Origin of the sequence: Sulfitobacter sp. HI0027, assembly GCF_001634775.1 — a bacterium.
Classification (GTDB): Bacteria; Pseudomonadota; Alphaproteobacteria; order Rhodobacterales; family Rhodobacteraceae; genus Sulfitobacter.
In genome coordinates this window covers 23,804-44,400 of sequence record NZ_LWER01000115.1, presented here as the reverse complement: position 1 = coordinate 44,400, position 20,597 = coordinate 23,804, and the positions used below count along the sequence as shown (strand labels likewise).

Sequence of the window (20,597 nt, the reverse complement as noted above, 5' to 3'; positions counted from 1 at the left end):
CAAGCGGCGGAGGGATTAGCGCAGTTAGCTGCGCCCGCCGGGGCATCTGTCAAGCAGTGCCGAGCAAATCCCGCGCAATTCGCTCGAAAATACCCGCGCCGATGGGGATCAGATCATCGGGAAAGTCGTAATCGGGATTGTGCAGCGCGGCGTAGCCCTCTCCGGGGCCGAGGCAGAGCATTGCCGCCTTGGCGTCCCGTCCGAACAGGCCGAAATCCTCAGAAGCGCGCATCGGCAAGTTTCTCTGCCCATGCGACACGCCAAGTGCGTCCATCGCTGCGGCGGCAATGGCATAGGCTTCGGGGTCATTGATAGAGGCGGCGAAATGGTCGGATTCCGCGAATTCCGCTGTCAGCCCGTGGGTCTCGGCGGCGCGGGCGACTTCGGCGCGCAGGGCCTCTTCGATCTCGGCTAGAGCGTCGTCGCGGGTGCTGCGCAGGGTGGCGTAGAGCACCGCTTCGCCCGGGGCCACGCCAAAGGTCGGCTCGCCCATGCGCAGGTGGGTGAGGGTGACAAGGCGAAAGCCATCGTCGAGCGCCCCGCCGGGGCCGAGCGCTTGTAGCGTCGGGATCAACTCGGCCAGTGCCGGGGCGGGGGAGGTGCCATCTTCGGGGCTGGCGGCATGGGCGGTCTTGCCGCTGAGGGTCAGGGCGATGCCCTTGGAGGCGCAATTGATCAGAGCGGGGGCTGTATCCACATGGCCAAAGGGGCGGCCCGGTTCGACATGGATAGCAAAGGCATAATCGGCGGCGATCTCGGCGTAGGCCGGGTCGTCCACCACGGCGCGTGCGCCGCTGCCGTCTTCTTCGGCGGGTTGAAACATCAGCACGACGCGGCCGTGTGCCACGGGTTGCCGCGCGACCAATCGCCCAAGCGCCAGCAGCATGGTCATATGGCCATCGTGCCCGCAGACATGGCTTTTGCCCGGCACTTTCGAGACCCACGGAATGTCGTGCTCTTCGGGGATCGGCAGGGCGTCGAGCTCAGCGCGGAAGAGGACCGTGGGCCCGGGCGTGCCGCTCTCGAAAACAGCAGCGACGCCATGCCCGCCCAAACCCGTCAGGATGCAGGTGGGGCTGAGTTTCTCTAATTCCGCCGCGATGGTCCGGGCGGTCTCAATCTCTTCGCCCGAGACCTCGGGATATTGGTGGAGCGCCCTGCGAAACTGCGTCAGGTCTTGGATGTCGCTGTTCGTCAGCATGGCGCTCCTCTGATTTCTGTCTTAGGCCATCATACCCAAGAGCTGTGCATTGCCGCCAGAGGCAGTGGTGTCAACACAGACGTGACGCTCGGCCCTAACACGCGCGGTGTCGGGCAGGCCGCGCAGCAGTGGGATGATTGCGCCGTTGCGGGCCGCGAGCGCTTGATCGATCTGCCGTGCGGTGGTGTCATCACCCCACCAGAGCACGCCGCCATAGGCTGGGCCGGTGGTCAGCGCATCGGGGTTGATCTGGCCCGAGGCCGTGACCGCGACACCGCCGAGCGCCCGCACGGCCTTGGCCTGCGCGGCCGCTGTTTCTGCCCCCGGTCCCATGCACAAAAGCGCGGGACGCGACAAGGTCGAGAGGCGGTTGCTCTCGCCGGTCGGTCCGGGCATCGATTGGGTTTCCAGCACGGTTGGCTGATGCGCGGGCAGGGCGGGGAGCTTGGTCTCTGCGCTGTCCCATGTGCCAGCAGCGTCCTGATGGTCAGGTGCCGAGAAACGCGGCAGGTAATTCGGTCCGCCCGCCTTTGGTCCGGTGCCCGAAAGCCCCTCGCCGCCAAAGGGTTGGCTGCCTACGATGGCGCCGATTTGGTTGCGGTTAACGTAGATGTTGCCCGCCTCGATCCTTTCCGAGACATGCTGCACCCGGTCGTCGATCCGGGTGTGCAGACCAAAGGTGAGCCCATAGCCGGTGGCATTGATCGCGTCGATTACGGCGTCGAGTTCATGGCTTTTGAAGGTCGCCACATGCAGAACGGGGCCGAAAATCTCGCGTTTCATCTCGCTGATGCTGCCCACCCGCAGGATCGCCGGGCCGACGAAAGTGCCACCCTTGGGGGCCGTCATCTCGGCGATCAGCCGCCCCTCGGCGCGGGCCGCTTCGATATGATCCACGATTGTCTTGCGGGCCTGCGCGTCGATCACCGGGCCGACATCGGTCGACAGGTGCCACGGATCGCCCATGTTGAGCGCCTGCATGGCCCCCGTCAGCATGCGGATCAGGTCTTCGGCGATGTCCTCTTGCACATAGAGGCAGCGCACGGCGGAACAGCGTTGGCCGGCCGATTGGAAGGCGCTTTCGACGATGGCCTGCACGACCTGCTCGGGCAGGGCGGTGCTGTCGACGATCATCGCGTTGAGGCCACCGGTCTCGGCAATCAATGGGGTGCCGGGGGCGCAGTGTTCGGCCATATTGGCGCGGATGCGCAGGGCAGTGGCAGTGGAGCCGGTGAAGGCCACCCCGTTGATGCGAGCATCGCCGGTCAGCGCCGCGCCGACCTTGCCGCCGCCGGGCAGGAGTTGCAGGGCAGAGCGTGGCACGCCCGCCTCATGCAGCACTTCGACGGCGAGTTTGGCGATCAGCGGCGTTTGCTCAGCCGGTTTGGCCAGCACGGCATTGCCAGCCGCCAGCGCCGCTGTGACCTGCCCGCAGAAGATCGCCAGCGGGAAGTTCCACGGAGAGATGCAGGTGAAGATGCCCGCAGGCGGCGTGTTGGTCGCTTGGCCCGCGTAGTAGCGCAGGAAGTCCACCGCCTCGCGCAACTCGGCCACGCAGTCGGGCAGACCTTTGCCAGCTTCGCGGGCGAGGATGGCGAAGATCTCGCCGTAGCGTTCCTCAAGCATATCGGCTGCGCGGAGCAGGCTGGCGCGGCGGGTGTCGAGTGGCGCATCCCAAGCGGCGGCGTTGTCCAGCGCCGTGGCGACATCGGCCTCGGAGGCAGGCTGCACCGTGCCGGGGGAAGTGCCGCCGGTCGGGTTGCTGACAGTCTCTTCGGCCTCGGGGTTGACGTCGCCTGCAAGGATCGGCGCGGCGGTCCATGAGGCATCCGCAAAGGGGGCGCGAGCCTCTTCGATGGCTGCAAGGGTCGGGCTATGGGCCAGATCGAAGCCCTTGGCATTGGCGCGCTGCGGCTGGAAAACGTCCGGGCCTTTCGGGATCGTCGGTGCGTTGTCCTGCAATTGGTCGAAAGGATCGGCGGCCACGACTTCGGGCGGCACGTTCTCATCGACGATCTGGTTCACGAAGCTGGAGTTCGCGCCATTCTCAAGCAAACGCCGCACCAGATAGGCCAGCAGATCGCGGTGCGCGCCCACGGGGGCGTAGATGCGGCAGCGGGTGCCGTGTTTCTCCATCACGATGTCATGCAGGGTCTCGCCCATGCCGTGCAGGCGTTGGAACTCATAGGCCTCGGGGTCGTCGGCCATATGCAGCACGGCGGCGACGGTATGGGCGTTGTGCGTGGCAAACTGCGGGTAGATGCGGTCGGTCATGTTCAGCAGTTTGCGGGCGTTGGCGATATAGCTCACATCGGTGGCGGCCTTGCGGGTGAAAACCGGGAAGCCGTCGATGCCCTCGACCTGCGCGCGCTTGATCTCGGTGTCCCAATAGGCGCCTTTCACCAGACGGACCATGATGCGCCGATCATGGCGGGTGGCCATGTCGTAGAGCGTGTCAATTACCGTGCCCGCGCGGGGGCCATAGGCCTGTACCACGACGCCGAAACCGTCCCATCCGGCCAAGGCTGGCTCGCCCATCACGGTGTCGATGACTTCGAGCGACAGCGCCAGACGGTCGGCTTCTTCGGCGTCGATGTTAAGGCCCATGCCCGCAGATTTCGCCAGCAGCGCCAGCGCCCGCAGACGCGGCACCAGATCGCGCATCACCGCCTTTTCCTGCGCCAATTCATAGCGCGGGTGCAGGGCCGAGAGCTTGACCGAAATGCCCGGGTTTTTGCGGATATCGTCATGGGTGCATGCGTCGGCAATGGCCGAGATCGCGCGCGAATAGCTTAGATGATAGCGCTTGGCATCCGCCTCGGTCCGGGCCGCTTCGCCCAGCATGTCATAGCTATAGGTGAAGCCCTTTTTTTCCATTCCCCTGGCGCGTTTCATCGCCGCCTGAATGTCTTCGCCCAGAACGAACTGGCGGCCCATCTCGCGCATGGCGCGGCTGACGGCGGTACGGATCACCGGCTCACCCAGACGCTTGATCGCCGCGCGCAGGTGGCGCACCGGGCCGGGCTGGTCGTCATCTAGGACACGACCCGTCAGCATCAGCGCCCATGTGGAGGCGTTCACGAGGCTGGAGGTCGAATGGCCCATGTGGCGGCCCCAATCGGAGGGGGCGATTTTGTCTTCGATCAGCGCATCAATCGTATCGGCGTCTGGCACCCGCAGCAGCGCCTCGGCCAAACACATCAGCGCCACGCCTTCGTCCGTGCTGAGACCGTATTCGGCGAGGAAGACTTCCATCATGCCGGGAGCCGAGGTGCCGCGAATGTCACGAACAAGGCCCGCTGCATCGGCGGTGATCTGGGCGCGATCTTCGGCAGAGAGATCGGCCTGCGCCTTGAGCTCGGTCAGCAGCGCATCCGGGTCGGCATAGGTGCGCGCGTCGATGGTTTGGCGAAGGGCGGGGGCGTGATCGAGGGGCATGGCAAGCTCCAGTTGATGTTTGACCCAGAATACCCGATGATCGGCGGGATATTCGACTGAAGGTAGGCCATACATCAGTCGATCAGACTGAACTATGGGGCAATGACATGGCGAATGAACTTTTCGATCTGGACCGGTTCGACAGTGCGATTCTATCGGTGTTGGCCGAGGATGGCCGCATCAGCATCACCGACCTTGCCCGCCGCATCGGCCTATCGAAATCACCCACCCAAGCGCGCCTGCGCCGGTTGGAGGAAAGCGGCGTGATCCTCGGGTACCGCGCGCTTTTGGATCCGATCCGGTTGGGGCTCGACCATGTGGCCTTTGTCGAGGTCCGGTTGAACGACACGCGCGAGGCGGCACTGCGGGCCTTCAACGTCGCCGTCGCCAAGGTGCCAGAGATCGAACAGGCGCATATGATCGCCAGCCATTTCGACTACCTGATCAAGATTCGCACGCGGAACATGTCGGAATATCGGCGCTTTCTGGGGGAGGTCATCTCTACCCTGCCGCATGTGGCCAGCACCTCGACCTATGTGGCAATGGAGGCAGTGAAAGAAACCATGCTGGCCGATACGGCATAAACCGTGGGCCGGGGCATTCCCCCATTTACACCGCCCACGCGATGCTTATTGTGCGCCCCGATGCGGGCGTGATGGAATGGTAGACATACCAGACTTAAAATCTGTTGGGGCGTAGCCCCGTGTGGGTTCGAGTCCCACCGCCCGCACCATTGTTTCAAAGACTTAGCTTGCTTGGGCCAGCGTCGCAGGTTCCGCCATCTGCGTGGCGCCGGGGATGAAGACGTTAAAGATCGTACCCTGGCCAAGGGTGCTTTTGACCGTGATGTCGCCGCCATGCGCAAGCGCCAGTTTCTTGCAGATCGCCAGCCCCAGACCTGTGCCGCCTTCGGCGCGGTCGTCGGCGTCTTCGATCTGGGTGAAGGCTTCGAAGATGCGGTCGAAGTCCTGCGCGGCGATGCCGACGCCGTTGTCTTCGACCTCAAAAACGAACCCGCCTGCATGCGGGCGGGCGCGTAGGTGGATGTCGCGCGCCTTGGAGAATTTCAGCGCATTGCCGACGATATGGCCGAGCAGCTGCAGGCTGCGGCGGCGGTCGGCGGTAACGGTGAGCGGGGGGGTGTCGATATGCAGCCTGGCCGTCTTGTCATGCGCCGCCCCATGGTGCTGCTCGACCACTTCCTCCAATAACATGCGCGTATCAAAGGGGGTTTTGTCCAGCGCGAGGTCGTTCAACTCCATATTCGTGTAATCGAGGATGTCGTTGATAATGGTCAGCAATTGCCCGCCCGCAAATTTGATGCGCTGACCGTAGAGTTCCGCCTGATCGCCCATCTTGGTGAAATGCTCTGATGCCGGTTTCTCCTCCGGTTCGAGCTTGGCAAGGTTGTGACGCTTGAGTTCCGACAGGAAGCTGGCGTAGCCGATGACGATGGTCAGCGGGGTGCGCAATTCGTGGCTGAGAACGCTCATAAATTCCGATTTCGCGCGGCTGGCGCTTTCGGCGGCATCGCGGGCCTGACGCAGTTCCTCGACGCTTTCGTTGCGGGTCCGGTTTTCAACCACATAGCTGAAAAGCGCGGCCAGCGCGATGATGGCGGCGGTTCCGGCGATGATCAGCGCGATGAGCCGGTATTCGACAGGATTGGCATAGAGAGGCTGCGCGGCGAGCGGCGTCACCTGAAAGGCGGCCATCCCGGTGAAATGCAATAGGATAATGGCCAAGGCCAAGAGCCCCGTCATCCACAACACGCTGCCCTTTCCACCACGGCCGGCGGCCCAGAGCGCAAGGGTAGCGAGGGTTACCGCAATGATCACAGAGGCCGCCAGATAGCCCATGTCCCATTGGATGGTGCCCTGCACACGATAGGCGATCATGCCGGTGTAATGCATGGCCGAGATTGCCAAGCCGAAGATCGTCCCCCCCAAAACCGTGGCGCGGCGCGATTTTAACAGACCCGCGATGACGACACCCAAGATCGATCCAACGATGGCGATAATCAGGGACAGGAAAGTCAGGGAGAAATGGAAGGTTGCTGGCGCGTCGAGCTGATAGGCAAGGATCGCGATGAAATGGGTGCACCAGACCGTGACCCCGGCGGTCATCGCGGTCAAATAGCACCAGATCATTGCCTGTGCGCGCGGCTGCTCAAGCACATGCTGATAAAGCCGCGACACCACCCAGCTGCCAAAGATACAAAGCAGCGCCGCCAGCAGCACGAGTCCGAGGTCGTGATCATGATGAATACTGTGGGCGACCCGGAACATCTTAATCCTATCAAATACTAAGATTTAGTTAATTGCTGGCCGAATAGGGCTAAAATAAGGCCCCCGCAAGTTCACACTGTGCTTCTGTTTTAACCCGCTCTTAAGGGCATGGCGTTAAGTCTCAGCTATGATCGGTATTGCGTCGGGCTGAGGAAAAGGCGGGGGTATGGTAGATTTAAACGAGCGGGTGAAACCATCTAACCCTTTGCGTCAATTTGTTTTTCGGCTGCGGCGCCGCGTTGGGCAGCTGACTGGGCGGGCGCGGCAGCGTCGTGCGTTTGGACGAGGAAGGCAGTGCGAAAACAGGCAGGTTTTCCGCAAGGACTCGGCTGGTTCAGAGGGGCCGCTTACCTTGGGGCAATTCCCGCTTATCTCCATCGTTTTCGCGGCAGAGCGGCGCATGTTTAGGCACAACCAAGATGGCGTCACAGGCGGGGCGGCGCCCAAGGCGCGGCGCTGCGGGGGGCTTTTCCCCACTTTCTGTCACGCGGCGCTGACGGGGGCTGAAGGTGCGCGCATCCTTTCCAACGTCAACGTCGATATGGCTGAGATCGAAGTGGACTTCGCGTCGGACGGGCGCGTCCGCCACGCGAATGAGGCGGCCTGCGGCGTGACCTACGGGCTGGGGGATTGTCTGAACGGGCAGCATATCTACGATCTTTTTGGCCCAAGGATTTGCGATGGGGCTGAGATCCGCAAACTTTGGACGCAGGTCCTGCGGGGGCAGTGTCCGCAGGGGCGTTTTCAGATGCATCCGGGAGAGGACACAGCCCGGATCGTCGACGGACAGTTCAGCGCGGCGTGCGGCCCTGATGGGCGGGTTCAAACCATCCGGTTTCGGGGCGTGGAAGCCGCGGCGAACGATGTGGGACCGGTGCGCGCGTTGGGGAAGGGGGCTTCGCGGCGCGCCATGGGCAGCTAGCCGCGAATGCCCATCAGCGCATAAAGAAACAGCGGCGACTTACGCGGCGCCGCTGATCTGTCGGTTTCTATCAATCCCGCTTGCCGGCGAAGCGTTTGGCCCAGCTTTCGCGGTCCTCATCGCTGATCTTGGCAAAAAGCACCTCGGGCACGTCAAAGCCATGACCGGGGGCGAGTTTGCCCAAGGCCGCTGGCACATCATCGGGCCAAGGCATGTCTTCGACCTTCATCGCCTCGAGCATCGAGGCCGAAGCCGCAGGGATGAATGGGGCCGATAGCACCGCATAGAGCGGGATCAGGTTCAGCGCCAGCCGCACCTGCGCCGCCGCTTTGTCGGGGTCCGTCTTGAAGGTGGTCCAGGGCGCTTGGGCCTGCAGGTATTCGTTGCCTGCCGCCCAGATACCGCGCAGTTCGGCGGCGGATTTGCGGACTTCCATCGCCTCCATCAGCGTCTCGTAACGCGCGACGCGGGCGGTGATGTCTTCGATCAAGGCGTGCTCCGCCGCACCGTATTCCCCGGCCTCCGGCACGGCTTCGCCGAATTTGGAGCGGCAGAATTTGGTGATGCGGCTGACGAAGTTGCCCAGCACGTCTGCCAAATCTTTGTTCACCGAGGCTTGGAAGTTTTCCCATGTAAATTCGGCATCCGAAGTCTCGGGCGCGTGGCTGAGCAGCCACCAGCGCCAATAATCCGCGGGCAGGATCTCCAACGCCTGATCCATGAAGACCCCGCGCCCGCGCGAGGTGGAGAACTGGCCGCCGTCGTAATTCAAGTAGTTGAAGGATTTAATGTAATCCACCAACTTCCACGGCTCGCCCGAGCCCTTGATCGTGGCCGGAAAGCTGAGCGTGTGGAAGGGCACGTTGTCCTTGCCCATGAACTGGGTATAGCGCACGTCGTCGGCGCCCTTGTCGGTGCGCCACCAGCTTTCCCAGTCCGACCCTTTGCCCTCATCGACCCATTCTTGCGCGCAGGCGATATATTCGATCGGCGCGTCGAACCAGACGTAGAAAACCTTGCCCTCCATGCCCGGCCAATCCTGATCGCCGCGCTTCACCGGAACGCCCCAGCTCAGGTCGCGGGTGATGCCACGGTCTTGCAGACCATCGCCGTCATGAAGCCATTTCTTGGCGATGGAGGTGGTCAGCACGGGCCAATCGGTCTTGGAATTGATCCAGTCGTCCAGCTCATCCTTCAGCTTGCTCTGGCGCAGGAACAGATGCTTGGTCTCGCGCATCTCCAGATCGGTCGCGCCTGAAATGGTGGAGCGCGGGTTTATCAGGTCTTCGGGGTCGAGCTGCTTGGTGCAGTTGTCACATTGATCGCCGCGCGCGTCCTCAAACCCGCAGTTGGGGCAGGTGCCTTCGACATAGCGGTCGGGCAAGAAGCGGCCATCGGTGGGGGAATAAATCTGGCGCTGCGAGACTTCCTCGATCAGCCCTTGATCCGCCAGCGCGCCCGCGAAATGCTGTGTCAGCTTGCGGTTTTGCGGGCTGGAAGAACGGCCAAAGTGGTCGAACGACAGGCCAAAGCCTTCGGCGATGCGGGCCTGCACGGCATACATCTCGGCGCAATATTCCTCGACCGGCTTGCCCGCTTTGGCGGCGGCAAGTTCGGCAGGGGTGCCGTGTTCGTCGGTGGCGCAGAGGAACAGAACCTCCTGCCCCCGGCCACGCTGGTAGCGCGCATAGAGGTCCGCAGGCAGTTGGCTGCCCACAAGGTTACCCAGATGTTTGATCCCGTTGATATAGGGGATGGCGGAGGTGATGAGGTGGCGTGTCATATCAATATTCCCGGTGCTTGGCGCAGCCTTATCGCAAGGGCTGCGCTGTTGCCAGCAAAAGACGGGATTGGCTAGTCGCGGTCTCGGGTGCGGCCCAAGAGCCGTCCGATGAGGAAGGTGGTGCGCGGGGCATAGACGTAGGGCGTGCGGTCGGTCCGTGTGGGGCGGGCGCGCATCCGGGCAAGGCCAAAGACCACCAAAACCCCATGCGCCGCTGCGATCATCGCGAACAACGCCGATGCACCGAAGCCTTCGATCAGCACAGAGGCTAGGTAGGGCGCGCCGATGGCGCCCACTGCGAAAAAGAACATCAAGGCGGCAGACAGTTCGACACGCTCGTCAGAGCTTGCGAAGTCATGGGCGTGGGCGGCAGAGACGGAATAGATCGGGAATGTCGTGGCCCCGAAGAGCCCTGCCGAAAGCATGATCCCCGCCGTGCCATATCCCGCGCCCATCACCGTGACAGCACAGCCGCCCATCGCAGCGACCGACAGCCAGATCAAAACCCAGCGGCGGTCGTATTTATCGGCCAGCATCCCCATCGGATATTGCGCCAGCGCGCCGCCCAGCACGAAGGCGGCGAGGAACCATGCGATCTGTGTGGCGCTAAGCCCCACCTCTTGCCCGTAGATCGGCCCGACCATCCGGAACGACGCGCTTGAGACCGCCGCCACCACAACACCCGCCGCCGCCAAGGGCGAGCGGTCAAAGGCGAGGCGCGGGCGCAGCCTTGGTTGGTTGGGCGTCTCGGGTGGGCGGACTTTGGTCAGCGTCAGGGGCAACAGTGCGGCACAGCAGCCTATGGCGAGCAGATTATACGAGACATATGACGCCGGGGCGAGCACGCCGACGATCAGTTGTGCGGCGAGCGAACCGCTCATGTCGACCACCCGGTAAACCCCCATGGTGCGCCCGCGCGTCTCATTGGTGACCTTGGCCTGCATCCACGCCTCGATCACCGTATAGCAGCCCGCCACGCACATGCCTGAAGCCACCCGCATCAGCCCCCATGCGTAGGGGTCCACTACCATCATATGCGCCATCAACCCGATCGACCCGGCGGCGGTGAAGGCGGCAAAGGCCCGGCTGTGGCCGACGCTGCCCATCAAACGCGGTGCCCACCAGCAGCCGATGAAAAACCCCAGAAAATGCGCCGAGCCGAGCATACCGATTTCCTGCCGCGAGAAATCAAGCTGTAGGCCTGAAAGCACGTCGAGCGGCCCCACACCCCCGGTGGAGAGTTGCAAAAGGATGACCGAGAAAAAGAGGGCGGCGAAGGAAATGAGCAGGCGCATGAGGGCACATTGCGTCCATTGCTGCCCGAACGGAAGCGCGAATGCGCCGGGTCCGCATTTTTGCCGGGACCGTGGGATTGGCGCTTGGCAATTGCCCTTGCGAAGGCCGGGCAGGCGGCTAGGTTGCGGGCAAATCACAAGCGAGGACCACAAGATGAAGATGAACAAGCTCGGCTCAAGCGATATCGAGGTCTCGCATTTCTGTCTGGGCTCCATGACATGGGGCACCCAGAACACCGCCGAAGAGGGCCACGCGCAGATCGACCGCGCGCTCGACGCCGGGATCAACTTCATCGACACGGCCGAGATGTATCCCGTGAACCCGATCAGCGCCGAGACGATTGGCCGGACGGAAGAGATCATCGGCCAGTGGTTTGCCCGCGACAACCGCCGCGATGATGTGGTCTTGGCCAGCAAACATTCCGGCGAGGGGATGCAACACGCCCGCAATGGTGCTCCGATTTCATCCGACACGATCCCCGGTGCCATCGAAGGGTCGCTGAAGCGGTTGCAGACGGATTACATCGACCTTTACCAATTTCACTGGCCGAACCGGGGCAGCTATATGTTCCGCAAGAATTGGACCTTTGACCCGTCCGGTCAGAACCGGGCCGAGACCATTGCTCATATGGAAGACGCCCTCGGCGCGCTCCAGCGCGAGGTCGAGCGCGGCACGATCCGCGCCTTTGGTTTGAGCAACGAAAGCGCTTGGGGGCTGACGCAATGGGCTGCCGTGGCCGAGCGTTCGGGCGGGCCGCGCCCGATCTCGGTGCAGAACGAATATTCGCTGATGTGCCGTTTGGCCGATACCGATGTGTCGGAAACATGTGTGAACGAACAGATCGACATGCTGTCTTTCTCACCCCTCGCCGCAGGGTTGCTGACCGGGAAATATCAGGGTGGCGAAGTGCCCGCCGGATCACGCCTCTCTCTGAACGAAGATTTGGGCGGTCGCGTCACACCCCGCGCCTTTGAGGCGGTTGCCGCCTACCTTGACGTGGCGCAGAAACATGGGCTCGACCCGGTGCAGATGGCGCTGGCATGGTGCGCGACGCGGCCCTTCATGGGCTCGGTGATCTTTGGCGCGACGAGCCTCAAGCAGCTTGATGTGGCGCTTGGCGGGGCCGACGTGACGCTGAGCGATGAGGTGATGGCCGACCTTGATGCGGCGCATAAATCCCATCCGATGCCCTATTGATGGGCCGTTTCGCATCCTATGGGGCGCACCGTGTCGCTGTGCTTATGCTGCTCGGCGCTCTGGTGGCCTGCAACCGCAGCGAACCGCCCCCCGTGCAGACCGGTTTTCGCAATGCCGAGGCGCTGATCGGGGCCACCAGCCGCTATGACGCGGCGCAGTTTGGCGGCGATTGGCAGGTCCGGGCGGCCTTTCCCAATGATGCCAATCTGCGCGCAGTGACCTTTGCGCCGCAGGGGCCAACGCTGATCGAGCACCGCCAATCCTGTAATGCGGCTGGGGTCTGCACCGACCGCCGTGATCTTTGGGCGCTGAGCGAAGAGGGCCCGGCGCGCTATACCATGCGCGCCGCCGTGGGTGGGGCCGAGCGCGCATTCTGGGTGCTTTGGGTCGATGAGGGGTTCCGCACCGCCGTCATCGGCAGCCCCGAAGGGGGGTACGGCTGGATTCTTGACCGTCAGGCGACAGGGGGCGAAGACCGGATCACCGCGGCGCAAGAGATTTTAGATTTCAACGGCTACGACCTCAGCGCCTTGCAAATGAGGCGCTGACCGCGCTGACGCTGGCGCTGCTGCCCGGCTTCGGCCTATAGGCTTTTATGGACAGTATTTTCGCCCCCGATCTGTGGGTCCTCGTCACCCTTGCCGCCGCCACGTTTCAAACCGGGCGATTCATGCTGCAAAAGCATTTGGCGACCGATACGCTGTCGGCGGGCGGGGCGACGTTTTCGCGGTTTCTCTACTCCGCGCCCTTCATCGCGCTGCTGCTGCCGCTCTATCTGGGCCTTAGCGGGCAGGCGCTGCCGGCGCTAGGGCCGGGGTTCTGGCTGTACGGAGCCATGGGCGGCACGGCGCAGATCATGGCGACGGTCTGTGTGGTGCTGCTGTTCAAGCAACGCAATTTTGCCGTCGGCATCACCTTTAAGAAGACCGAAGTGATCCAGACCGTGCTGATGGGTTGGATCGTGCTGGGCGAAGGTGTCTCGGGCGCGGGGTTTTCCGCCATTGCGCTTGGCGTGGTGGGGCTGCTGCTTCTGTCCGGCGGGGCCGAGGCCAAGGGGCTGCGGTTGGCCGATCTGCGCAACCGCGCGGCGGGGCTGGGGATTGCTTCGGGGTTTTTGTTCGCCATTTCGGCGGTCTGCTATCGCGGCGCGTCGCTGGCCGTGGTCTCTGACGATCCGCTGCTGCGTGCGGGCGTGACGCTGGCAGCGGTGGTGCTGATGCAGACGCTGATCATGGCTGTCTGGCTGCGGCTGCGCGAACCGGGACAGATGCGCCGGGTTTGGGCGGCGCGGCGGGTGGCGGTCTGGATTGGGCTGACCTCGATGGGTGGCTCGCTGTGCTGGTTCATCGCCTTCACCCTGCAAAACGCGGCCTATGTGAAGGCTTTGGGGCAGGTGGAGTTGATGCTGAGCATCGCCGCCTCAACTCTGTTTTTCCGCGAAAGGATCTCGCGCCGGGAATGGGCGGGGATGGCCGTGCTGGCGCTGTCGATCCTGGCGCTGGTGCTGGCGACTTAGCCCGTCATCGGGCGGCCATGCAGACGCAGGAACAGGCTCTCTTCGTCGTTGTTTTTGAAAAACGGGACCGAGGCGGGCGGATTGGTATCGCGTGCGCGGGCGGCGACTTCGGCCAGCACGACCTCGGTGATGAAGGGCATGTCAAACGACCGCGCCCGGCTGAGCGGCACCCATTGCAGATGCGAAAGCTCATCACAGGCGGCATCGAAATCATCCGGATCGCTGGCGATGTCTTCGGCGTCGACCAAAAAGAACCGCGCATCAAAGCGGCGCGGACGGCCCGGAGGCGTCAGCGCGCGAAACACGAATTGCAGGGCAGAGGCGTCGGGCAAGTGCCCCGTAGCGGCAAAGGTCTGCCAATCGGCGGGCACGTCGCCCTCCCACGCGCCCTTGCGGCCCAGCACCAGACCGGTCTCTTCCCACAACTCACGAATGGCGGCGACGGCGATGGCATGGGCCAAGGACGGTTCGGCGTCATCGCAAAGCCTGCCGTGACAGAGCGCGTTCACCGGCGCGGCCAGCGGCACCTGCGCATCGGTCGCATCGACTGCACCGCCGGGAAAAACGAATTTATTGGGCATGAATGCCGCCTTGGCCCCACGTTGCCCCATCAGGATATGCGGTGTCACATGGCGGTCGCGCAGCACGATCACTGTGGCGGCGTTGCGGATTTTGGTCTTGTCGATGGTCATGCGGCGATGCTCCGGCGGTCAGGGGCCGAAGGGCGGGCCGCGCTAGGTGGTGCCGCCGAAGCCGCCCATCCTTTTGGCCCATTGAAAGCCGATCATGGCCCCCTTCAGTCTGGGCAGAAGGTAGAGGGACAGCGCCGTGCAGCCAACCGCAAAAATGGTGAACAGGGTCAAAGGCTCGGGCCGCCAGACCACAAAGGCGATGTGCAGCCCCGGTGCCAGCAGGTGACCGACCAGCAGAATGGTCAGATAGGCCGGGCCATCATCGGCGCGGTGGTGGTGGAACTCTTGGCGGCAGACGGCACAATCGTCGTTCACCTTAAGATAGCCGTGCAACAACTGCCCGCCCCCGCAAGAGGGGCATTTGCCGCGCCAACCGCGCAGAATGGCGGGCAGGCGGGGCCGCTCTTCGCCGTCTTGGGTCTCTACGGTGTCGGGAGAGAGTTGCTGTGTCTGTGACATGGAAGCGATCCTTTGGTTGAGGGGTAGATGCAACCTGAGGCATTAAATGAAAAGCCCCGAGGCTGCCGTTGCGGCGCCATGTCGCGCAGGCTGGGGCTGTGGCGCTTTTCTGAAAAAAGTTCGGAAACCTGCGACGGAAGTTCCAGCGGCATCCGTTTGACCCTGTGATCGCGGCGCAAAAGCGTGAGACGGTCTTTAAAAAACGAGGAGTATCAAGATGACCATTCGTACAAACATGAAGATCGCAGCCCTCAGCGGATTGTTGGCCATCGGTGCCGTCGCCGCCACCGCGCAGCAAAGCGGGCAGGACCGGTTCCAGCAGCTTGACGCTGACGGCAACGGCGAGATCACACAGGCAGAGTTTCAGGCCCATGCCGAGGCGCGTTTTGCCAAGGTTGACGCCGATGGCGACGGTTTCGTGACTGGCGAAGAACTGAAAGCCGCAGGCGATGCGCGCCGGGCCGAGCGTTCGGCCAAGATGCTGGAGCGCTTCGACACCGACGGCAACGGCAGCCTCGACGCCTCTGAGTTGGAAGCCATGGGTGACAAGCGCGGCGACAAACGTGACGGCAAAAAGGATGGCAAGCGCGGTGACAAAGGTGGCGAGCGCATGATCGAGCGTATGGACGCCAATGACGACGGCAAGCTGTCGATGGAAGAAATGACGCAGCGCCACGACCCCGCTAAGATGTTCGAGCGTCTGGACAAGGACGAGAACGGCAGCATCAGCGCCGAAGAGTTCGAAGCGGCCAAGAAAATGCATGGCAAGCGGCACGGCAAGGGCCACAAGATGGACCATGACAAGCCGCAGCGCGACTGATTGATGCGCCGGGCGCGCTTGATCATGGCGCGCCCGGGCCTTAGCGATGGACGGGATGCAGGATTTGTCCGACGAGCAGCACGATGCGGATGCCGAGTTGTTGCAGCGCTACGCCAGCGGCGATGCGGCAGCGGCGCGGCTGTTGACGGCCCGGCTGGTGCCGCGCATTCACGGCCATGCGCTGCGGGTGCTCGGCGACCGTGCCGAGGCAGAGGATGTGGCCCAAGAAGCGATGCTGCGGCTGTGGCGTCAGGCGCCAAAGTGGCGCGCAGGTGAGGCCAAGGTCACCACATGGCTTTATCGCGTCGTGGCCAACCTTTGCACTGACCGTCTGCGCCGTCGTGGCGCGGGGGCGGCAGGGCTTGATGACGTGGCCGAGCCGGTCGATCCGACGCCGGGTGCCGCACAGAAGATGCAGCAGGCCGCCCGTGTGGATGCGCTGCAACAGGCGCTGGCCAGCCTGCCCGACCGGCAGCGTCAGGCGGTGGTGCTGCGCCACATTGACGGTATGGCAAACCCCGAAATTGCCGAAGTCTTGGGCATTGGGGTCGAAGCGGTGGAGAGCCTGACCGCACGGGGCAAACGGGCGTTGGCCGCGCAGCTATCTGCGCAACGGGACGCATTGGGGTTTGAAAATGAATGACTTTGACGACGCATTAAGTGATGGGGCATTGAGTGACGCCGCACTGGAAAATTTCTTTGCCGCAGCCCGGGCCAATCCGCCACAGGTCTCTGCCGATCTGCAAGCGCGGGTTCTGGCCGATGCCGAAGCGCATATGCCCAAAGCAGCGCGCCAGCCGTGGCACCAAGCACTTTGGCAGCTTTTGGGTGGTGCGGCGGGGCTAAGCGGTCTTGCCACTGCCGCGGCGGTTGGGATTTGGGTCGGCGTCGCCCCGCCCGAGGGCATGCCGGATCTCGCCGGGCAATTCGTCTCTGGCACATGGACGGCCGAGACATTGGACACGGGCGAAGCCGATACAGGCACCGAACTGGGTGGTTTTGGCTGGGACATGGAGGAAAGTTGAGATGACACAGGTTCCCACACCACGGCGCAGGCGACTGATGCGCTTGGCGCTTGGTCTGTCGCTGGCGCTGAACGTGATGATCCTCGGCGCGCTTGGCGGGGCGATGTGGCGTCATGGCGGGCCGGGGCCGCGCGGCGATGGCGATCTGCCGGGGCTGCGCAGCTATGCTTCGCCCTATGTGCAAGCTTTGCCGCCCGAAGCGCGGCGCGATCTGCACGGCAAGATGCGCAGCAGCGGCAAGGCGCATCACCTCGACCGGGCGGCACGGCGCGCGCTTTATGACGAGATGCTTGCCGCGCTGCGGGCAGAGCCGTTTCAGGCGGATGTGGCCGCGGCGGTGCTCGCCGCGCAAGGAGAGGCGGCGGCCAGTGTTCTAACCGTGGCCCATAACGCATGGCTGGCCGAGGTCAGCGCGATGGATACCGCCGCCCGCAAGGCCTATGCCGACAAGCTGCAAGAGCGGTTGCAAGCCGGGCACGCCCGCAAAAAAGACAAGCGCGAGAGCAAGGCTGAGCGTTAATCGGGCAGGGCGCCCCCGGGCGCGCGGTCTTGCCCTTTGCGGGGCGACGGGCTAGGCCGAGGGCGAATGAAATCGGCAGGCGGCGGCAGGCGTGCGGCCCCATTGCCCCTCAGAAAGCCCGGCCGATGAACGATACCCCCCAAATGATGCACAGCGGCGCGGAAACCGTGCTGGCCAGGGCCAAAGCCTCTCCCGCGCGGCGCGGGGTGGGGCTTTTGTCGCTGGCGGGGCTGGGGCTGTTGCTGATCTATTCCGCGCTCACCCGTTCGCCCGATCCGGGGTGGCAGATCGCGCTGGCGCTGGTGGGGCTGGGCTTCATCGGCATTGCCGAATTGATGCGCCGCTCAACCGCCAGCGGCGTGGAACTCACCAATGAGGCGCTGCGCGATGCCGATGGCCGGGTGATCGTCCGCATGGATGAGATCGCCCGCATCGATCAGGGGGCTTTTGCGGTCAAACCCTCGAACGGTTTCCTGCTCAAGACCAACCGCCGCGTGGCGCGGGGCTGGCGCTTGGGCCTGTGGTGGAGCCTTGGCCGCCGTATCGGTGTCGGTGGCATGACCCCGGCCAATGAGACCAAGCTGATCGCCGAGATCATCCGCGCCAAACTGGCCGAGCGTGACGCGGCTTAACCGTCCGACCAGACCGTGCGCGGCGCGTAGCGCGGACGGGTGAAGACGAAGTTATAGATATCGCGGCGCTCCAGCCCGGTTTTGAACAGTGGCTCGAAATCGCGCCATGTCTCGACCAAGGTGACACGTTCGTTGTTGGGCATCACCGGCAGCTTGTCGTGCCAATCGCGCACGTCATCGCTGGTCAGAGGGGTGGGGGTGCCGCGCACCTGCGACCAATCCGTATGGTAGCGGTTGTTGGCCTCATCATACCAAATCGAGCTGACCCGCATGTCGGTTTGCCCTGTGCCCCGGGTGAGATATTCGAAAAGTTGCTGCATTCCTTGCAGGTAGTCTGGGTCAATCGCCTGCGTCTCCCGCGAGATGGCATCGCCCACGGTATAGGCCGCCGTCTGGTTGAGGTTATACATGCGGAAGGTGTCAAAGGTCGAATACATGGCCAGATAGGCCCAGAACATCAACGGCAGCATGATCACCGTTTCAACGGCGATCGAGCCGTCTTCGCGCCCTTTGAACCGGGCCAGCAGAGAGATGAGCGCACGCATCAGTTCGGCTCCTGTACAAAGGCCGCGCTGGAAACCATGGAAACACGGCCCGCGCCGTCTTTCTGAAGGGCATAGCCAAGGCCGGTGGTCGGAAAGAAGGGTTTAAACCGGGCGCAGGCGCGCAGCAGCATCAACTGATGCTCCACCCCGAGGGTCCAGCCGCGCACCGGTTTGGGGTCTTCGGAGGTGTCGACGCAATCGGGTGACTGATCGAAACTTGCAAAATTGCGCGGGTCCACTCGGATCATCTCAAGGCGCAGGGTGTCGCTGCAGTCTTCCAAGTAGATCGCCGATTCACAGATTTTGTCCTTAATGGTCTGATGCGTCATCGGCGTGTTGGTGTTCAGCCGGATATAGCGCACCGTCATGTCCAAGCCCCGATCAAGGAGCATGTGGCGGATGGCGTAAAAGCTCATTTCGACCGACATAAGCAGACAGCCAAAGAGCAGCGGCGACAGGATGGCAAATTCTATCAGCATCGCCGATCCGTCCTCATCGCCGCGAAACCGGCGCCATGCTTTGATGCTGCGTTGTATCATTGCGTCAGCCTCAACTGGTTGATTTGCCGGGCGATGGCCTCAAAGGCGCTGACGATCTCGACCCCTTCGACGCGGAAGAAATGGCTGTCGGAAGAGGCGCAGTTTTTCATGACCGACGCGCCATGGTCGGTCACCTCAAAGCCGATCGACCAGATCACGATGCCCTTGGCCTTTGCCGCGTCGCATATGTTGTCCAGCAGGGCGTCGGCCCGCGAGGCGGTGTATTTGGTGTAATACCAGCGGTATTGCTCGCTTGAGCGGACATTGCGGTTGAGCCACCAATAAAAGGGGTAATCGCTCCAGTGGCGGTAGTGGTCTATGTTGGCATAGACCTGCGGGTTGATCCGGCGGGTGGTCACGTTCACGCCGTCGGTCATCAGGATCACTGTCTTAAGCGTCTCGATATCATCATAGGCCGCAGGGCGATCTTGAAATGCAGCCTCGCCGCCGATGGCCTGATTGATCGCCCGGAAGGACGGGTCAAGCAGGGCCACGCCCCATTTCATCCCCAGATGGATGGCGGTGTTCGCGCGGGGCTGAAAATTTGAGATACGGGCCTTCAGCGCGGCGGCGTTCTGCGAAAAGGCGGCCACCTCTTCATAGCTTTGTTTCGGGCAGCCGGGATTGTAGATGTTGTCATAGCGCCCGGTGTTCTCGCGGTCATAGCCGTTCCAGCTATATCCCGCCTCGAAGTGCTGCATATGCTCATAGCTGCGGGTCTGGCTGATGGCGGTGAGATCAAATTCGCTGTCGTCAAAGTCGACGCAGTGCGAAAAGGAGTGCAGTTGGGTGACGTTCAGTTCATTCATGATGTCCTGCCCGACGTTCACCTGCGCGGTATAGGGCACCACCGAGATTGAGATCAGATCGGCGTTCTCGGGTTTGATCACCGTGTCGATGAAGGCATCGCTAGCATCGTGCAGGTTGGCCATCTTGCCGTTCTCCCGCATCGAGCCGGAGATATCGAGCACCATGGAAATCTCGACCTTGCTGACCTTCTCCTCGGCCTGAGATTTGGCGGGCACCTGCAGGCTGTCTTGGCCGAATTTGCTCATGAACATGGTGTTCAGGGTATGGGAAGCATCGACCGTGACGCGGCGGTAGTTTAGCCCTTCTTCGACCGTGACGCTTGAGACATATTCGGCCAGCCCTGCCTTGTCGAAATAGTCGCGGGCCACAGCTTCGGGGCTGAGCGTCTGATCAAGGTCAGCTGCCGCCAGTACGGCGCGGTCGGCCACGGCCTGCACCCGAGAGCGTTCACGTTCATGGCGCATCAGGTCCACCCCGACACCGCCCAAAAGGATCATCAAAAGGATCATCAGAATGGCGAAAAGCGTGACCAACCCGTCTTCTTCCCGCGCGAAACGCCGAAGCAGCGCGGGCAGGGGCCGCGGGGAACGTTCCGAACTGTGAGATGTCTTGCGCATCGTCATCAACCTTTCTTCCTGTGGCGTCCTGCGGGCACCAAAGGGAATGGGCGGCATTTGCCTTGCCCTTGTTGTGCTGTGGGAAAGTGTCCAGAGTTTGGCGCATCTGGGGCAATAGACAGCGTTCCGGGCAGGTTTTCATGGAAATGGCCCACCTAGCACTGGCTGATTTCCACCGAACGGGGAGGGCGTGTTTTCCGGCCCTACCCACGGTTGATAAAGTTTTGCAAATCGCGCTGAATTAGGTCGCACCCCGTCATGAGGCGTCCTACGGTGCGGCAGCATGCCCCTAGGGCA

At 62.9% G+C, this 20,597-nt stretch carries 20 protein-coding genes and 1 tRNA gene; 11 read left to right on the top strand and 10 right to left on the bottom strand.

Going from position 1 to position 20,597, the window contains the following annotated elements; all coding sequences use genetic code 11:
- Positions 1–49 precede the first annotated feature (49 nt).
- Both A3722_RS06245 and putA read right to left on the bottom strand, forming a co-directional pair.
- A complete protein-coding gene (locus A3722_RS06245; protein ID WP_067626468.1) occupies positions 50–1,201 on the bottom strand; it encodes an amidohydrolase in 1,152 nt (383 codons plus the stop codon).
- A gap of 21 nt (positions 1,202–1,222) precedes the next feature.
- Positions 1,223–4,639, bottom strand: a complete 3,417-nt coding sequence (putA, locus tag A3722_RS06240) for a bifunctional proline dehydrogenase/L-glutamate gamma-semialdehyde dehydrogenase PutA (protein WP_067916008.1) — start codon at positions 4,637–4,639, stop codon at positions 1,223–1,225.
- A 107-nt stretch (positions 4,640–4,746) separates the two neighbouring features.
- Here putA and A3722_RS06235 point away from each other — a divergent pair, with 107 nt between their 5' ends.
- Both A3722_RS06235 and A3722_RS06230 read left to right on the top strand, forming a co-directional pair.
- Positions 4,747–5,223 carry an Lrp/AsnC family transcriptional regulator gene (locus tag A3722_RS06235; protein WP_067622609.1) on the top strand — a complete coding sequence of 159 codons (477 nt, stop codon included), beginning with the start codon at positions 4,747–4,749 and terminating at the stop codon, positions 5,221–5,223.
- 62 nt (positions 5,224–5,285) lie between these two features.
- Positions 5,286–5,372: transfer RNA gene (locus tag A3722_RS06230), tRNA-Leu, on the top strand.
- Positions 5,373–5,385: 13 nt separating this feature from the next.
- Here A3722_RS06230 and A3722_RS06225 read toward each other — a convergent pair.
- A complete protein-coding gene (locus tag A3722_RS06225) occupies positions 5,386–6,927 on the bottom strand; it encodes an MHYT domain-containing protein (RefSeq protein ID WP_067622606.1) in 1,542 nt (513 codons plus the stop codon).
- Positions 6,928–7,279: 352 nt separating this feature from the next.
- Here A3722_RS06225 and A3722_RS06220 point away from each other — a divergent pair, with 352 nt between their 5' ends.
- Positions 7,280–7,849, top strand: a complete 570-nt coding sequence (locus tag A3722_RS06220; RefSeq protein WP_067622603.1) for a PAS domain-containing protein — start codon at positions 7,280–7,282, stop codon at positions 7,847–7,849.
- A 70-nt stretch (positions 7,850–7,919) separates the two neighbouring features.
- Here A3722_RS06220 and metG read toward each other — a convergent pair whose 3' ends face one another.
- Both metG and A3722_RS06210 read right to left on the bottom strand, forming a co-directional pair.
- Positions 7,920–9,632 (bottom strand): methionine--tRNA ligase, encoded by a 1,713-nt coding sequence (gene metG, locus A3722_RS06215; RefSeq protein ID WP_067622600.1) that lies wholly within the window; start codon positions 9,630–9,632, stop codon positions 7,920–7,922.
- Between the two features lie 71 nt (positions 9,633–9,703).
- Positions 9,704–10,927 carry an MFS transporter gene (locus A3722_RS06210; protein ID WP_067622598.1) on the bottom strand — a complete coding sequence of 408 codons (1,224 nt, stop codon included), beginning with the start codon at positions 10,925–10,927 and terminating at the stop codon, positions 9,704–9,706.
- Positions 10,928–11,081: 154 nt separating this feature from the next.
- Here A3722_RS06210 and A3722_RS06205 point away from each other — a divergent pair, with 154 nt between their 5' ends.
- From A3722_RS06205 to A3722_RS06195, 3 genes are read left to right on the top strand one after another with little or no spacing between them, the layout of a single operon-like run.
- Complete coding sequence (locus tag A3722_RS06205; protein ID WP_067916002.1) at positions 11,082–12,125, top strand: aldo/keto reductase; 1,044 nt, start codon at positions 11,082–11,084, stop codon at positions 12,123–12,125.
- A complete protein-coding gene (locus A3722_RS06200) occupies positions 12,125–12,673 on the top strand; it encodes a lipocalin family protein (RefSeq protein WP_067916000.1) in 549 nt (182 codons plus the stop codon). Before A3722_RS06205 ends, A3722_RS06200 begins: the two co-directional genes overlap by 1 nt.
- Before the next feature lie 47 nt (positions 12,674–12,720).
- Complete coding sequence (locus tag A3722_RS06195; RefSeq protein WP_067915998.1) at positions 12,721–13,641, top strand: DMT family transporter; 921 nt, start codon at positions 12,721–12,723, stop codon at positions 13,639–13,641.
- On the opposite strand, the gene A3722_RS06190 is transcribed toward A3722_RS06195, so the two are convergent.
- On the bottom strand, positions 13,638–14,333 hold the full coding sequence (locus A3722_RS06190; RefSeq protein ID WP_067627603.1) for an NUDIX hydrolase: 696 nt from the start codon (positions 14,331–14,333) through the stop codon (positions 13,638–13,640). The two genes, A3722_RS06195 and A3722_RS06190, sit on opposite strands and share 4 nt — an antisense overlap.
- A 42-nt stretch (positions 14,334–14,375) precedes the next feature.
- Positions 14,376–14,792, bottom strand: a complete 417-nt coding sequence (locus A3722_RS06185) for a DUF983 domain-containing protein (RefSeq protein WP_067627605.1) — start codon at positions 14,790–14,792, stop codon at positions 14,376–14,378.
- A gap of 217 nt (positions 14,793–15,009) precedes the next feature.
- Here A3722_RS06185 and A3722_RS06180 point away from each other — a divergent pair, with 217 nt between their 5' ends.
- The 5 genes from A3722_RS06180 to A3722_RS06160 all read left to right on the top strand — a co-directional run bounded on the left by A3722_RS06180 (position 15,010) and on the right by A3722_RS06160 (position 17,789).
- Entirely contained in the window at positions 15,010–15,612 is a 603-nt protein-coding gene (locus tag A3722_RS06180) for a calcium sensor EFh (protein ID WP_067627607.1), read from the top strand.
- A gap of 46 nt (positions 15,613–15,658) precedes the next feature.
- On the top strand, positions 15,659–16,255 hold the full coding sequence (locus A3722_RS06175; RefSeq protein ID WP_067626641.1) for an RNA polymerase sigma factor: 597 nt from the start codon (positions 15,659–15,661) through the stop codon (positions 16,253–16,255).
- Complete coding sequence (locus tag A3722_RS06170) at positions 16,248–16,637, top strand: hypothetical protein (protein ID WP_067626639.1); 390 nt, start codon at positions 16,248–16,250, stop codon at positions 16,635–16,637. Before A3722_RS06175 ends, A3722_RS06170 begins: the two co-directional genes overlap by 8 nt.
- Position 16,638: 1 nt before the next feature.
- The gene (locus tag A3722_RS06165; protein ID WP_082849370.1) at positions 16,639–17,157 is read left to right on the top strand and encodes a periplasmic heavy metal sensor; all 519 of its coding nucleotides are present in this window, start codon (positions 16,639–16,641) and stop codon (positions 17,155–17,157) included.
- A 125-nt stretch (positions 17,158–17,282) separates the two neighbouring features.
- Positions 17,283–17,789 carry a hypothetical protein gene (locus A3722_RS06160; protein ID WP_236627354.1) on the top strand — a complete coding sequence of 169 codons (507 nt, stop codon included), beginning with the start codon at positions 17,283–17,285 and terminating at the stop codon, positions 17,787–17,789.
- Here A3722_RS06160 and A3722_RS06155 read toward each other — a convergent pair.
- Genes A3722_RS06155 through A3722_RS06145 form a run of 3 tightly spaced genes read right to left on the bottom strand, consistent with a single transcriptional unit; the run spans position 17,786 to position 20,300 of the window.
- On the bottom strand, positions 17,786–18,334 hold the full coding sequence (locus A3722_RS06155) for a TadE/TadG family type IV pilus assembly protein (protein WP_067626635.1): 549 nt from the start codon (positions 18,332–18,334) through the stop codon (positions 17,786–17,788). The two genes, A3722_RS06160 and A3722_RS06155, sit on opposite strands and share 4 nt — an antisense overlap.
- The gene (locus tag A3722_RS06150) at positions 18,334–18,873 is read right to left on the bottom strand and encodes a TadE/TadG family type IV pilus assembly protein (RefSeq protein ID WP_067626633.1); all 540 of its coding nucleotides are present in this window, start codon (positions 18,871–18,873) and stop codon (positions 18,334–18,336) included. The genes A3722_RS06155 and A3722_RS06150 overlap by 1 nt, the downstream gene beginning before the upstream one ends.
- The gene (locus A3722_RS06145) at positions 18,870–20,300 is read right to left on the bottom strand and encodes a Tad domain-containing protein (RefSeq protein WP_082849373.1); all 1,431 of its coding nucleotides are present in this window, start codon (positions 20,298–20,300) and stop codon (positions 18,870–18,872) included. The genes A3722_RS06150 and A3722_RS06145 overlap by 4 nt, the downstream gene beginning before the upstream one ends.
- Between the last annotated feature and the right edge of the window lie 297 nt (positions 20,301–20,597).

What these genes read in the sequence shown, in the direction of transcription:
- A3722_RS06245 (WP_067626468.1), bottom strand. Translation starts at nt 1,201, where the DNA reads ATGCTGACGAACAGCGACATCCAAGACCTGACGCAGTTTCGCAGGGCG.
- putA (WP_067916008.1), bottom strand. Translation starts at nt 4,639, where the DNA reads ATGCCCCTCGATCACGCCCCCGCCCTTCGCCAAACCATCGACGCGCGC.
- A3722_RS06235 (WP_067622609.1), top strand. Translation starts at nt 4,747, where the DNA reads ATGGCGAATGAACTTTTCGATCTGGACCGGTTCGACAGTGCGATTCTA.
- A3722_RS06225 (WP_067622606.1), bottom strand. Translation starts at nt 6,927, where the DNA reads ATGTTCCGGGTCGCCCACAGTATTCATCATGATCACGACCTCGGACTC.
- metG (WP_067622600.1), bottom strand. Translation starts at nt 9,632, where the DNA reads ATGACACGCCACCTCATCACCTCCGCCATCCCCTATATCAACGGGATC.
- A3722_RS06210 (WP_067622598.1), bottom strand. Translation starts at nt 10,927, where the DNA reads ATGCGCCTGCTCATTTCCTTCGCCGCCCTCTTTTTCTCGGTCATCCTT.
- A3722_RS06205 (WP_067916002.1), top strand. Translation starts at nt 11,082, where the DNA reads ATGAAGATGAACAAGCTCGGCTCAAGCGATATCGAGGTCTCGCATTTC.
- A3722_RS06200 (WP_067916000.1), top strand. Translation starts at nt 12,125, where the DNA reads ATGGGCCGTTTCGCATCCTATGGGGCGCACCGTGTCGCTGTGCTTATG.
- A3722_RS06195 (WP_067915998.1), top strand. Translation starts at nt 12,721, where the DNA reads ATGGACAGTATTTTCGCCCCCGATCTGTGGGTCCTCGTCACCCTTGCC.
- A3722_RS06190 (WP_067627603.1), bottom strand. Translation starts at nt 14,333, where the DNA reads ATGACCATCGACAAGACCAAAATCCGCAACGCCGCCACAGTGATCGTG.
- A3722_RS06185 (WP_067627605.1), bottom strand. Translation starts at nt 14,792, where the DNA reads ATGTCACAGACACAGCAACTCTCTCCCGACACCGTAGAGACCCAAGAC.
- A3722_RS06180 (WP_067627607.1), top strand. Translation starts at nt 15,010, where the DNA reads ATGACCATTCGTACAAACATGAAGATCGCAGCCCTCAGCGGATTGTTG.
- A3722_RS06175 (WP_067626641.1), top strand. Translation starts at nt 15,659, where the DNA reads ATGGACGGGATGCAGGATTTGTCCGACGAGCAGCACGATGCGGATGCC.
- A3722_RS06170 (WP_067626639.1), top strand. Translation starts at nt 16,248, where the DNA reads ATGAATGACTTTGACGACGCATTAAGTGATGGGGCATTGAGTGACGCC.
- A3722_RS06165 (WP_082849370.1), top strand. Translation starts at nt 16,639, where the DNA reads ATGACACAGGTTCCCACACCACGGCGCAGGCGACTGATGCGCTTGGCG.
- A3722_RS06160 (WP_236627354.1), top strand. Translation starts at nt 17,283, where the DNA reads ATGAACGATACCCCCCAAATGATGCACAGCGGCGCGGAAACCGTGCTG.
- A3722_RS06155 (WP_067626635.1), bottom strand. Translation starts at nt 18,334, where the DNA reads ATGCGTGCGCTCATCTCTCTGCTGGCCCGGTTCAAAGGGCGCGAAGAC.
- A3722_RS06150 (WP_067626633.1), bottom strand. Translation starts at nt 18,873, where the DNA reads ATGATACAACGCAGCATCAAAGCATGGCGCCGGTTTCGCGGCGATGAG.
- A3722_RS06145 (WP_082849373.1), bottom strand. Translation starts at nt 20,300, where the DNA reads ATGCGCAAGACATCTCACAGTTCGGAACGTTCCCCGCGGCCCCTGCCC.